Raw genomic sequence first — 14,388 nt, 5'->3', positions numbered from 1 at the left:
AAAAGTTAGCCACACAATTTTTCGACTTCCTGAAAAATACACGCCTCAAACCCGCATTCTACCGTTCCATTTCCCTTAAAATCGCCAAATTGCTGTCAAAGGCAGGAATAGAAGCAGAATTGAATATGTATTTATAACTACTTCTATTCTTAATTTATAATTTCATCTTTTCAAAGAATATGACGGCTATAATTTTTCATTTATATTATACCTGAAGGTTATAAATACAAAAATGTGACATATAAAAAAGCCTCTTCCTGGTTTTATTTTGATCCAAGGAAGAGGCTTTTATTATTTTTTATTTTTACAAAATTTTATGATTTCAATTTAATTTTTTTTATTAATGTTTCATAACTATCAACTACATCATAATTGATTTTTTTATCTTCAAAAATACTATTTAAAGCTTCAAAATGTTTTTTTGCATATTCTATTTTCAATCTTTCTTTTTCTCTAATTTCCATACTATCTAAACTTCCTTTTGTTTCAGCTATAAAAAATATTTCTTTTTCATCACCATTTTCGATAACTATTGCCCAATCTGGATTATAATTACCCACTGGTGTTTCAATTTTAAAATTCTTTAGCAATTTTGCATAGACTTTTATTTCTTTTCCGATTTCAAGTCCATTTTCAGCAAATTTTCTTTCTATATTTGAATCGATTTTCAAATAATCGTATATATGTTTTTTAACTTCTATTATATCTTCTCCTAACTTTCCTTTGAAGTTTTTTATAGTAAAAATGCTGTTATCATAAGTTTTATTGGTTAAGTTATATTTTATACTTTCGATTAAAACTGTTCCTATTTCGTTATTTATCAAGTTTGAAACTTTTAATATGAATTCTTCTGGATTCTTTTTAAACATATCAAACTTTTCTTTTCTTATTCCCTGTAAAATTTTTATTATAGTTTTCCTGGGTAATTTTGTATTTTTTGAAATTTCTCAGAATGAAAATCATCAATTTTATCAAAAAATAATTAAGTAGTAATATTTGCGTATCCACGTATAGTTAGAATATTGATCTAAAATTTCATCACGTTCTTTTGGTAATTTGCCATAGGTGTTGTCATTATAATTATTAATAAATTTTCAATGATTGAAGCTCCTTTCAGAAGCCGAACAATTATACTTTCAGTTATTTTAGCAGCTTGAGTGGCATCAACAGATTTCATTTTTTTGAACTGCCAATAGCCCATTCACCAGTTTTTCTACTTTTAAAAATACCGAATTTTAGCGCTGTACCTCTGGCAATACCGCCAAAATTTTTTGTTTGAAATTCATCATCATTTTTAAATTCTAACCAATAATTTAGAGTATCTTTTCTTCCATGATCAAAAACATATTCTAATAGTTCTTCACCATTTAAATTCTTTAATACATCTGGTCCAAATTTTTGTCTAAATAGTTTATACTGTTTATCTAAATCTTTTTCCTGAGTTTGACACTATTATTATCAACAAAATTCTAAAAAGTAGAATTATTCAAAAAAATAGCTATTGTTAACTTTTTATAAAAAGAGAAATTAGCCACACACCTCCTCCTTTTTGGCTTTTCATGCGTGTTTTAGGAGATTATTTTTTTAAATTCATCTAATTCCATCATTTTTTTCGGTTTTTCTATTTTTAATGTTTTTAATATGGCTTTTTGAAAATCGTTTAAATTGGCTCTTAATGCAAATAATTTGTCTTTTAATCTTATTTCAGAGTATTCCATTTTTTTTATAGCTTCTCTTATTTTTTCATGAGAGTATTCAATATTATTTTTTTCCAGTTCTAATTCTAATGTTCTTTGAATTATGTAAGATATGAAACTCATTACAATATGTCCTTTTATTCTTTTCGGTGTCCAATGAAATACCGGTCTTGTTTCAAGATAATTTTTTAATGTTCTGAATGTTTCTTCTACTTTCCATAATGTATGATATTGTTCTAATATTTCTTTTGGAGATAGTTTTGTGTTTGTTATTATTCCATAGTATCCATCGTATTTTTCATCATTTTCTATTTTTTCTATGTCCAATATATAATTTTGTTTGTTCTGTTCTTTTAAATATTTTTTCGCTCCTCTTTTACTTTTTGAATCTATATTTCCTTCTTCTAACATTTTTTTCGCTTTTTCTATTAATCGTAGTCTATCTGCTCTGTCTTTTTTGGCTCTTTCTTCTGAATATATTATGAGTAATCTTTTATTTTCATATTCTACTTCTCTATATTTTATTCCTTTTGCTATTTCTATGAATTCTCCTTCAAATATATTTACTTTTTTTAACTGTTTTATTGATTTTCCTACTATGAATTCATAATTAGAATTTTCTACTACTTCTATATTTTTTTTACTCATCATTCCTCTATCTGCTACTACTATTACTTTTCCTAATTGATATTCTTTTTTCATTTTTTCTATTGAATCTTTAAATGTATGCCCTTCAAATGTATTTCCTGCATATATATCAAAACTAACTGGCATTCTATCCTGATCTATTGACATCCCTAATACTACTTGCGACTCATTAAATTTCTTATCCTTTGAATATCCCATTTGTAATATTTCATTTGTTTGTTGTGTTTCAAACGCTAATGTTGTTACATCGTAAAATACTAAATCTACCGTTGTATTAAACAAACTTATCCTTTGATTATACATATGTTTTTCTATCGACTCTTTATTATCTGCTAATATATCCAATGTTCTGTATAACCAGTGCAACATTACATCTTTTTCTTCCAGGTCTTTTTCTTTTTTAACTTCCACTTTGTTATATCCAAAATACTCTAAATTATTAAATATTCCCAATTTACTCTTCGGTTCTACTATTCTATTCATCACCATTATTTTTAACATTTCTTCTGCATTGTATTTTATTTCTTTATCCAGTCTTTCAAAATATCTTTTCATCTCATATCTTTCAAATATCTTATTTACTATTACTTTGGCTCCGTAATTTCTTCTTGCTATTTCTTCCATTAAATCATCTTCTATTTTTTCATATTCATCTATTTCAAATATTTTAAAAAGACTATCTACAAGTTTTGTTATATCTTTTTTACTATACTTATCTATATTTCCAAAATTTATTACTGTATGCTGTTTCACTTTTCCATTTTCTCTTTTGCTTTCCATTATCCTTAAATATCTTTTTCCTTTCACTTTTGATATTTTAGGATACATTTTAAAACATCTCCTTTCAGTGGTTGTCATATATATTATACCACCAAAAGGACTAATATATTACTAATTATAGTTAATTCTCTGTAACAAAAGTTAGCCACACAATTTTTCGACTTCCTGAAAAATACACGCCTCAAACCCGCATTCTACCGTTCCATTTCCCTTAAAATCGCCAAATTGCTGTCAAAGGCAGGAGTTTATACTGTTTATCTAAATCTTTTTCTGTTGCAATATTTCCGCTATCAATCAAATCATCTCTTAATTTTAAAATATATTCTTCTGTTAAAATCACAAAAATCCCCCTAACATATAAAAATTATTCTCCTTCAAAATAATCAGTATCTATTTTTTTTATTTCAAAAGAACTCTGTACATAAACCCCTACATTAAAGTCGATCATAAGATTAGCTAATTGCTTTCCATCGATTAATATAATTTTTTTATTATTTAATCTTTTGACATAATCAATAGCATCTTTCGAGAATGATGATGTTGTTATGAAAATCCCTTTATTTGCACCTGGAGTATCTAAAGCTCCAGAAAATTTCTGTATTTCTGGCCTTCCGATTATTTGATTTTCATTCCATTTTTTTGCCTGTATATATATTTTATCCAATCCCAATCTATCTTCATTAATAATTCCGTCAATACCTCCATCTCTTGTTTTTTTTGTATTCATTTTGGCATTTTCAAAAGTTCCACCATATCCCATTTTAACTAATACATCAAGAACAATTTCTTCAAATTTATCAAAAGATACATTATATAAATGATTAAGAATATCTTCAACCAATGATGTTCTGAATTCCTGATAAGCTTCTTCAATTAACTCTTGTGGAGTTTTATTTTTGTTAGAATGTTGTCATTCCTGTTTTTTAAATTATTACTACCTTGATAAAATTCCTTAAAACCTTCATAATTTAACAAAAGTTTATTATCAATAACTTTTGGATTTTTCTGTAATAATTTTATACCTTCCTCTGTTATTCTAAATTTTCCTCTTTCAACATATTCCAATAAACCTGCTTTTTTTAAATATGTTTTTGCCCAGCTTATCCTATCGTAAAATATTTTCCTTCCACTCTTTAATGCTTCATTTAATTCTTTATCTGTTATTTTCAATTGTTTAGCTAATTTTTTTCACATGTTTTTAAATCATAAATTTTTCTGTCTGATATTAATTTTAATAAAGGCAACATTAATTTATCATATGTAGGTATAGCCATAATTCTCCCCCTGATCATTTAAAAATTTTTAAAATTTTTATAGTCTCTTAAAGTTCTGTTGTTTTTCAATTTACTCCTAGAGCTTTAAAGACAGCATCTATAGGATCATTATAAAATATCATTTGAATTTTAGTTACTAACTCTGCTGGTACTGTCGCCAAATCTGCTGCTGATGATGCAGGTATCAATATTTTTTTTGCACCAGCATCAACTGATACCTGAATAATATCAGCAAGGTTATCAAGTTTATTAATTGTTCCGCCTACTGTCATAGTTCCTGTAATAACTATGCTTTCAAGAATAGATTTATCTAAAACAGATGAAAACAGTCCAATTAATTCAGCAAGCGATAAATCACCTGTCATACCTATACCTTGTAAATCAATAACCTGCATAAGAAAATCAAAATTTTTTGTATTTATTGAAGTGGAAACACGTTTGGAATTTGATATGAAATAATTAAAGGCAATGTCAAGAGCCTCTTTTGCATCTCTTAAACTTCCAAAACCAGATTTTGAAAATTTTCCTGTACCAGAACTAACCTTATTTTCAAGTCTATATACACCCAGCATTCCTGAAATACTTCTTGCTACTAGATACACATTTCCTGGTTTTTCCTTACCTTCAGGTATTAGCTTTCCTCCACCCATTTCAGGAACAGAAACGAAATATTCTTCATTGCTATCTTTATCTCTATAAGAGAAATGGACATCATAAAATTCCATTCCTCCAATCTTTTTAAGCTGTTCCTTCACCCTTCGTCTTCCAATTAAAGCATATTCAACAATTTCTTTTATATCCTCTTTTGTAAATTCGCCATTGGGGTAAATTAATTTCACTAAACCTGAGACAGTTTTTCTAACAGCTATAACATCTCTCTGATTTAAATCCTTACCAAGAATAAAATATCTATCAATAACATCAGAAAATGTCCTTTTTCTCATCTCTCTAAAAAATTCTGCAAGATAATCAACAATAAAGCCATATCTATCTGTAAAAAATTCTGGTCGCATTTTTGGTATTTCCCAACCAGGTATATAAAAGTGCATTCTATCAAAAAATGCAGAATCATTTGCCATTTCAGGAGGAAATGGTGAAAAAAGATGTGAAGTTTTTAAAACCGTTTCGATACTCTGATTGATATTGCCAACAAATACCATAGAAGCAGAAGCTTGCTTTTCTTCCTTACCTCTTGCAAAAGATCCTGATGCCATATAATCTTTCATTATTTGAATTCCGTCTTTATCTTTAAATCTAATGCCGGCAACTTCATCAAATGCAACAACATCCCACATACCAACGAGACCAATTTTTCGTGTGGACATGTTATAGAATAAATTTGCCACTGTGGTTTGACCACCGGAAATTAGTATGCTATTTGGAGAAATTTCTTTATAAACATATGATTTTCCTGTGCCTCTTGGACCCAATTCACAAACATTATAATTATTTTCAACAAAAGGTATTAGCCTTGTCAATAAATGCCATTTTACATTATATTCAAAATTATCAGGTTCTAATCCTACAGAACGCAGTAGAATATCAATCCATTCATCCTTTGAAAAATTCTTTCTACCTTCAAATATTTCTTCAATATCAAGATGAGGCATTTGAATGGGTTTTAATGCAGAAATAGTAAAGGGACTTGTATCTTTTACTCTCTCGTCATAATAGTATTCCATATCAAGAATTGCCCATATTCCGCCAACAAGGAGTTTATCGTATTTTTTTATATATTCTACAGGAATTAAAACATTTTTTATTCCGAGATTTGAAAACTGTGCTTCATAGATATCCTTTTTTTCATTTAGCTTTACGCTAACTTTGTCAATTATCTTATAAGTTCCCAGTTCTTTTATTTTTGATTTAACTTTTTCTGCTTCATCTGGCCTAACAAAATTTTCTGCAAGAATTTTTTTAACTTTTTCAATACCTTCCGCTATTATTTCTTCGTTATCAGTCGCACAATACATTCCAAGTAAATATTCCAATACATATATGGGAACATTTGCTCCTTGTTTTATTAATTTTGGTAAATCCTTTCTTACAACCCTTCCTGAAAAATATTTGTTAAGCTTTTCATCAAGGTTCATTTCACTTATTTCCATTTATATTACCCCGTTAAAATTCGTCTGGAAACGCAATATTAATTTCATAATTATAGGGATTTTTAATCTTAGTATTCTGATTTTCTATTATTAGCACTCCATTTATTCTTCCGTATATATTATTTTTAAAAATTATTCTTTTTTCAATTACTCTTTTACTATTATCTGTATCGCTTAAATCTGCAGTAATTTCAATTATTTCAGAAATAATATTTCCGTTCTTATCTTCAAAATATACTTTATATGTTGAAGATAAAAATTTATCTGAAACAGCATCTTTCTGGAAAAACCTTAATATATAAGAATTATTTGTTATTTTTCTTTCTTGATTTAATAATTCAATTTCGACATATTTAGCTTTTTCATTATTTCTTGAAGCATAATATTCTATCAAAGGAATTATAACTTCTTGAGGTGTCGCTCCTCCGTGGACATATTTAAAACCGCTTCCCTGTATTTTAAATTTTAAATTTCCTTTTGGAATGTAAACCCACAAATTTGGATTATCTATATATGAAAGTGAAAATTTATGAACATATTCAGCATTAATATTTTCATCTGATAAAATAAATCTTTTGTTTAAAATTAATTGATTAATATTTAATTTTTCCAATTTATCTAATTTATTTAGGTTGGAAGATTGATATATAAAACCATGATCCGCAGTAATTACAATATGAGAAATGCTTAGATTATTTTTAAGGTCTTTTACAAGATTGTATAATTCATCAATAGCTTTTTTACATGCTTCAAATACAGAATCTTCACTTTTTGCATTATCCCCCACTTCATCAACTGTATTATGATAAATTAATATATATTTTTTCCCTTTTGAGGCATCTCTTTTATCATTTTTGCTTAAATTTCTATAATCATTATATCTGAAAACTTTAATATCATTGTTACTTTCAATAAGATTGGCTCTTCTCTTAAAATCAAGAACATCAGTATTATTTACATATACTTTATCTTTTTTTATTTTAAATTCGTTTTTTGGCATATTTTCATCAACCTTGGGCATTAATGCAGCCATTCCTAAAGATGTTATCGAAGGCAAAACACTTAATATTGCATCTGTTTTTACTGTTCCGGGTAATTCTTTTAGTTTTTCGCTTAATTCAACTCCAACTTCATATCTTAAAGCATCAGAAAATATCACAGCAGTCTTTTTTTCATTGGAAATATAATTAGAAAACAGATTTTGCTGTTGTTTTATACCTTTTATGTCCCAATCTCCATTTAATTTTGATAAATGTTTGTCCCACATATCGTTTAAATCATCAGTAAATTTGCTATATATATTTTCAACCTTTTCAACAAACTTATTCAAATGTGAATTTGGTTTGGAATTAAAGTTGAAATAAAACTTTCTATAATAAAAGTCCATTTTATAATAAAGTTTTATATACTTTTCAAATCCTTCCTCAAAGCTATCGAAAAAAATTTCTGTCCTTTTTTCAAATTCAAGCATTTTTAAATAATAATACAGACCTTCATATGTTTCAAAAAAATCATTATACCAGAATTTTTCCTTCCTTGTTTTTATAATATCGGTAAATTTTTTGAAATCATAATATCCTGAATCAATAGAACTTAATATTTCATCTATAATGATTTCATCAAAAAATCTAAAAGTTTCAGCATTTTTAATTTCGTCAAATGAACAACTAATATTTTTAAAATATCTATCCAGATTAAGGTCGTTTTGAATCTTGGACGAAAGCTCTTTATACAACTCCTTACTTTCTGAACTTCTCCAATGATTTAAAAAGACAATAATATTATTTGTTTTTTTGTTAGAAATATGAGACTCATAATCTTTTAAAAATTCTGGATTTATTTGTTTGCTTAAATCGGTAATGAATAGGTAATATAAAAACAAACTTAAATCTTTTTCGCCAGTATATCCGAAATGTTCCTTTAAAACATTCCAAAAATCCTCTTCGTTAATAAATTTCAGGATTTTTTTCAACAGTTCGTTTTCACTATTCGATTCTTCAGATAAAATTTTTCTCATAGCTTCTTCAAAATCTATTGTTTTTAAATTCGACAGTACGCTTATCATACCTACAGCGAGATCAAATTCAGAAGAAAACTCTTCTTTTAAAGACATTAAATTAGATACCCTTTCCTTACTTCTAAAAAACTTTTCGTTCCTATCTACAAAACTCCTTAAATTTTGACTTAAATTTAATTCATTAATTACAAGGCTAATCTTGTCTGCATAAAACACTTCTGAATATAAAAATATATCAAGTAACCAGTTTTCTTTTGAATATAAATCAAAATCATTTACATAAACCAAAAAATTTTCTTCTGGTTTTTCAACTTCAATAATATATTTTATTGTAAAAAAGTTGTTCTGATGCAAAATGATTTTATTGACGTTTTCAATCTCGATATTCTCAAACTCTTCTTTAAAACTATTTTTATTATCTATCCAGAAAACAATCTTTCTGTTTTCATAATAATTTTTATTAGAAAACTTTTCTTCTAATAAGCTTTTTATGTTCATATTTTATTGCCCCTTTATTTTATTTTTTCAAGAATATCTGCAAAGATCTTATAGTTCTCTTCAACACCATTATCAAGGTCTATTTTTATTTTTTGGTCAGCATAATGCTGGATTTTAATATCGTATTCCTTTATTTCATCTATGTAACCTGATAATTTTTTATGCAATTTTTCATAGTTTCTTTTATCGCTTCTACTTAATTCATCTGGATTTTCCAGGTATTTTGATATGGTTTTGAAATAAGATTCATATATATTCTGTACCTTAAATAGATAATCTGTCCTGATTCTTGAAATTGTGTTTTCGTCATATCTGTGTAAATAAACCAAAGCTTTAAATGCGCCTTTTTTCCCGGAAGTAAACATCCAGTAAATAGGCTTTTTCTTATATATTTTTGTATGGTCTTTATAAAAATCCTTGATAAAATATTTTCTAAGCGTTTCTTTTGGATCTGTGGATTTTTCATTCAATGTTTTTGCTATAAATTCAATATTTTCTTTTAAATATTCTTTGCCAAAAGCATATTCTACAAACCCGATAAATTTTGAAACAATATCGTCTTTAAAATCATAGTCGCCATCGAGAATTGGCAAAATACCATCTTCATCAGGCTTGTATTTTGGATAATCATCCATGTTGAATTTTCCACCGGCAAAGATTAAACCTTTTTTATCAGGTGAATATCTGCCGAAAATACATCCTATAGCATATGAAATAAATGATTTTATATCTCTTAATCTATCCGCTCTACTTATAGTGATATCTTTATCATCTAAATCTGGAGTCAATTCATCAGAAAGATCATATATATTAATAAATATTCTATTTAATTCTTCTTCGTTTCTTTTTAACTTATAAAACCTTTCTTCGGCATATTTCTTCCAATTGTAATAAGCATTTTCTATTTTTTCAGTGGAATCTTTAAATCTTAACAATGGATGTTTTTTGAAATCCCAAGACGTTTCGAAATCATCCCATTCTTCTTTTGAAATGTCAATGTTTTTTTGGGTTAAATTAATTATTTTTTTTATCAAATTTTCTTTATTAGGAATAAAGAAAGGTAATATTTTCAATACTCCTGGATTAAAATCAAGATCATCTGAAATATTACTTAGTAAATAATCAATTATTTTTGAATTTAAAAAAGACAATAAAATATTCAGATTTCTTTTTTGTTTAACAAAAATCATAGGTCCTTTTGCATCAAAGGTAAATCCTTTATTAGAATATCTCAATGAGAATTTTTTTGAACTAAGTGAAGACCACGTTAATCCTTCTTTAAAATAAAATGATTTTGAAGGTAATTTGTTACCTGATGAATTTAAAAATTGATAAGTGTTTTTATTTAATTTTATAATTTTTTCATTATTTCCATACCATTTTCTATATTTTCCACCTTTATTATGCGGAACAAATTTAGTATTTATTTTAAATATTTCATCAATAGTGTATAAGTTGAAATTTATTTCATTAATATTTACTTCAAACCATTCTTTTAAATAATAATAATTATTTCCAGTAGCTAAGCCCTCTCTAATTGTGCAAATATCATTTAACTTAGGTGATTTAATCCATATGTTTAATAATTTTTCTTTTATGGAAAAAACTATAATCTTTTCGGGAATATTATTAAAATGATTTTGATTTAATATATAAACATTTTTTTCTCCTTCCTTTGAAATACTACAATATGAACCCTTATAGTTATTAAATGTTGGGTTATAACTTTTTCGATATATAACAATTGAAGTGCTAAAATCAATCATTAATCCATTATCTAATTTTATTATATTATTAATAAGAGTATTGGATAATAGAAATTTTCTTAATGAAAAAAATCTTTTTTTTAATAACCATGTATCTTTAGTAATCAGAGAGACATATCCATTCGATTTTATCATATTGTATAATTTAATGAAAAAGAAGAGTATATATCTATATTATTAAAATAATTGTTTTTTAAAAAGAATTTGAGGTTATCAGAAAAATATTTATTGCCCATATATGGAGGATTCGTAATAGCAACATCATATTTTTGTTTTAATATGTCTGCTTGTTTAATTATTTGTAGAATTAATTCTTTTAATAATTCTATTTTATTTGATTTAAACATATTATCTTCATTTAAATTGTTTAAGTGATTTAGTATAAACGAATAATCAATATTTTCCACTTCAATTAATGAACCATATAATTTTGCATTTTTGAATTTTTCTATTAATTCAATGGTTGCTTTTTTTTCTTCATTATTCATTTTCTTAGTTAATAATGCTACGGATTCATCATCTATTTCGTTGGTTTCAATAATTTCAAATACATTTATATCAAAATCTTTTCTGAAAAGTCTTCTGTCCTTTTCTCTTGCTTTCATTACTAAAGAAAAATATGCTAGTTGTGCTGCCCTTTTGTCTATGTCAAGACCAAAAAGATTGTTTTTTAATATTAATTTTGGTATTTCTGTTTCCAATTCTCCTGTTTCTTTATATATGTCATATAAAACATCAAAAGCATATACCAAAATATGTCCTGACCCACAACAAGGGTCTATAACTTTTATCTCTTCAGGCTTAATATTTTTATATCTTATTTTTTCAAGCTCTTTTTTCACTTCTTCGTTTTGTTCTGGTTCTTCAAGAAAATATTCCCATTTTTCTTTTAATGTAGTTTGAGGGTTAGCTTCCACCCATAATTTTCCCAGAGAATTTTCTGTCATATATTTGACAATCCAATCTGGAGTAAATAATTGTGTAACAAAAGGAATTTCATTTTTCTTATAAGCTTTTTTCTTGGCCATTGTCTCATCTTTTTTTTCTGAAATATAGAATTGGTAAAGCCAGCCTATTATTTCAACATCCTTCCAATCTTCATCAGGAATATTTTCTGACATTTTTGACAAAAATGCATCTTTTTCAAATAAATTGTCTGGAAATAACAATTCTGTATAATCATTTATTCTTTCAAACATAAAATGCATGTATTCATGAAGTTTATTACAAAGTTTTACTATAATTTTTTTAAATAATTCATTTCTTTTTTTGAAGTCATTTGATAAAATCTTGATTTCATCATTGTTAATTCCAAGATAATTTGAAATTTTAAATGGATTTTTTATTACTGCTGGTTCATTGTTTTCAAGCGAAAGGATTTTTATATCCAACGGCAGAAAATCCGGAAAGTATTTGTTGTTTTCCATAAATTTTATTGCTATGAGCCTATTGAACCATGTGTATGCAATTTCTTCAATAACATTTTCATATCCTTCTGAGTTCATCTTCTCTATTATTTTATTTCTCGCTTTTATTTCTTCAATTTTTAAAGGTATTCCCATAATTACTTTTTTGTTTTTTTCTTCAGGATTTTTTATTGTTTCTTTTGTTAAATTATAAAATTTAGCTTTAAGTTCAACCTTTTCGATTAATTCTTTTCTTGCATTAATAGCAAAATTTTTAATAGCTTTTTTATCCATACCCAATCCCCATTAATCTATTATTTTTAGTTTTTTTCCATCTTTTATTTCTGATAAAAGCTTTTGTTTCAGTTTTTTGATAAAGTTTTCCAGATCATTTTCATCTTTTATTTCTTTAATTTCAATATATTCCGTTATTTTAATTGGTTTTTCTGGGGAGCTGCTTTTCCAGGTGAAGGATCATCTGATCCAGTATAAGCTCTTTTATTCTTTTCTTCCTCTACTTTATTTTTTAATTCATCAATTATATTTAGCCATGTATGATAATATGCTTTTAAAATCAATAAAGATTCTTCATTTTCAATTGAATTCAATATTTTGATTTTTTCTAATTCTATTTTATCTTTTAATCCTTCTGAAAAGTTGTTCTCTAAAAGCAATGAGTTAAAATGATTTTCAAATTCATTCTTAAACTCATCTTTTAATCTGAAAAGCTGTTCTTTTTCATGATTTTCTATTTTTTGGATTAATTCAGGTATATTTCTTATTTTTGAGTATGGTTCCGGACTGTCTATAATATTTTTTAATTCTATTATTTCATTTTCGACAGGTGTATAATCAATAGAACTCAAACGAGAGTTTATTTTGTTTAGATACTCTCTTCATTTAATGAATAATTCTTTTTGTTTGCTTCCTTCTTTCAAAAAAAGTCTTATTCTTTCATACTTTTCTTTCCAATTTATAATTACATTTTCCAAATCATTAAAGGTTTTAAACAACATCTTATCGTTTGAATCAAGGGAAACTCTGCTTAATATTTTTAATCCTTCGTTTATTGTTTCAATGCCAGGAAATTTATTTCTTTCACAATCTTTTGAATAAGAATTTAGAATATTAATCTCATTTTTAATCTTCATTTTTAAAATTTCCGCAATTTCGTCAATGTCATCTTTTTCAAGTGATTCATCAAATAATTCCAGATAAAGCCTTTTGACATTTTGCAGGGTATTTGTATCGATCTTTTCTTTTTTTCTGATTTCAATCCTCTCACTGTCTCTGCTTAATAATTTTTGTAAAAAAGATTTGTTTTCAGGTGTAAACTTTTCCCTGTTGAATTTAAATTCAATTTCCTTACTCTGGTATAGTTTGATTAAACAATAAATAATATCTTCCTTTCTCCATCCATAAGGGATTTTAGAGAAATAATCTATTATGTCTTTTACTGTCTCATTTTCGTTTAACTGATATTCAACATAACTTTTAACTTCTTCAATAGCTTTTTGGTTTTTAAGATTTTCAATTCCTTCTAAACCGATTTTAAAATTATTGATTTCTGCTTTTAAATCATTTTCTGTGTAATTTTTTTCGATATAATTCATTCTTGGAAAATTTATTTCAATTAGTTTTTTTAAGGCATTTTCGATTATATCTTTAACAGAAGTGCCTGAAATATCTATATTTTGTCCATTAATATAGAACTCTGAATTTTTTATTATTTCATATAATAATGATTCCAATCTTCTTTCTTTAACTGGCAATTCATTCTTTTTAGCTTCAACCACACGTTCTAAACTTTGTGAAAGATCATCGTGTATTTTATTTCTTACATATTTGTTTAATTTCAAATAGTTTTTTGTTTCTTCGAGGAATTTTTCATCGTTTATTAATTTTACATATACGGTATTTTGATTTATTATTGACATTAATTTAAAATCTTCATCGTATATTGTATTATCAGAAGTTATGATTTCTATTGAAAGTTCTGCATTTTGATAACTTACCAGATTTCCGTTTACTTTTCTTGTATATGCAAAATCATTCATCTTGTTATATCTTATTTTTTGTGAGATTTGGCCATTAATAAAAATTAGATCACTAATTTTTTTATCTGTTTCTAAAGGATCTAATTCTATCTTTTTGATTTCCCTATTTATTTCCTGTTCTTCATCGGTCAAAAAAT

The 14,388-nt window shown here is 26.1% G+C and carries 9 protein-coding genes and 1 pseudogene; all 10 read right to left on the bottom strand.

All coding sequences use genetic code 11. The features are described from left to right. Positions 1-314 precede the first annotated feature (314 nt). Positions 315-869: a restriction endonuclease gene (locus DJ007_RS01270; protein ID WP_129407982.1), complete on the bottom strand. Its 555-nt coding sequence runs from the start codon at positions 867-869 to the stop codon at positions 315-317. Positions 870-1,568: 699 nt separating this feature from the next. Further along, entirely contained in the window at positions 1,569-3,203 is a 1,635-nt protein-coding gene (locus DJ007_RS01265) for an IS1634 family transposase (RefSeq protein ID WP_129407806.1), read from the bottom strand. Between the two features lie 133 nt (positions 3,204-3,336). Further along, positions 3,337-3,465, bottom strand: a complete 129-nt coding sequence (locus DJ007_RS18620; protein WP_276318600.1) for a hypothetical protein — start codon at positions 3,463-3,465, stop codon at positions 3,337-3,339. Positions 3,466-3,489: 24 nt separating this feature from the next. Continuing rightward, entirely contained in the window at positions 3,490-3,966 is a 477-nt protein-coding gene (locus DJ007_RS15170) for a restriction endonuclease (protein WP_206075998.1), read from the bottom strand. Between the two features lie 32 nt (positions 3,967-3,998). Further along, the gene (locus DJ007_RS15165; RefSeq protein WP_206075997.1) at positions 3,999-4,295 is read right to left on the bottom strand and encodes a winged helix-turn-helix domain-containing protein; all 297 of its coding nucleotides are present in this window, start codon (positions 4,293-4,295) and stop codon (positions 3,999-4,001) included. A 169-nt stretch (positions 4,296-4,464) separates the two neighbouring features. Continuing rightward, positions 4,465-6,507 (bottom strand): protease Lon-related BREX system protein BrxL, encoded by a 2,043-nt coding sequence (gene brxL / locus DJ007_RS01255; protein ID WP_129407981.1) that lies wholly within the window; start codon positions 6,505-6,507, stop codon positions 4,465-4,467. A gap of 13 nt (positions 6,508-6,520) precedes the next feature. Beyond that, a complete protein-coding gene (gene pglZ / locus DJ007_RS01250; RefSeq protein ID WP_129407980.1) occupies positions 6,521-9,022 on the bottom strand; it encodes a BREX-1 system phosphatase PglZ type A in 2,502 nt (833 codons plus the stop codon). 14 nt (positions 9,023-9,036) lie between these two features. Beyond that, a pseudogene (gene pglX, locus DJ007_RS16730) lies at positions 9,037-12,488 on the bottom strand (BREX-1 system adenine-specific DNA-methyltransferase PglX). 134 nt (positions 12,489-12,622) lie between these two features. Beyond that, positions 12,623-13,060, bottom strand: a complete 438-nt coding sequence (locus DJ007_RS01235) for a hypothetical protein (RefSeq protein WP_129407977.1) — start codon at positions 13,058-13,060, stop codon at positions 12,623-12,625. Between the two features lie 30 nt (positions 13,061-13,090). Then, positions 13,091-14,383 carry a hypothetical protein gene (locus tag DJ007_RS01230; protein WP_129407976.1) on the bottom strand — a complete coding sequence of 431 codons (1,293 nt, stop codon included), beginning with the start codon at positions 14,381-14,383 and terminating at the stop codon, positions 13,091-13,093. Positions 14,384-14,388: the final 5 nt, after the last annotated feature.

Origin of the sequence: Marinitoga lauensis (genome assembly GCF_004135675.1) — a bacterium.
Taxonomy (GTDB): Bacteria; Thermotogota; Thermotogae; order Petrotogales; family Petrotogaceae; genus Marinitoga; species Marinitoga lauensis.
Note: the sequence above shows the minus strand (reverse complement) of the source record. Positions and strands in the feature narration are given on the sequence as shown.

Bases quoted from the DNA above. Each gene is read 5' to 3' on its own strand.
- DJ007_RS01270 (WP_129407982.1), bottom strand. From the start codon at position 869: ATGTTTAAAAAGAATCCAGAAGAATTCATATTAAAAGTTTCAAACTTG.
- DJ007_RS01265 (WP_129407806.1), bottom strand. From the start codon at position 3,203: ATGACAACCACTGAAAGGAGATGTTTTAAAATGTATCCTAAAATATCA.
- pglZ (WP_129407980.1), bottom strand. From the start codon at position 9,022: ATGAACATAAAAAGCTTATTAGAAGAAAAGTTTTCTAATAAAAATTAT.
- brxL (WP_129407981.1), bottom strand. From the start codon at position 6,507: ATGGAAATAAGTGAAATGAACCTTGATGAAAAGCTTAACAAATATTTT.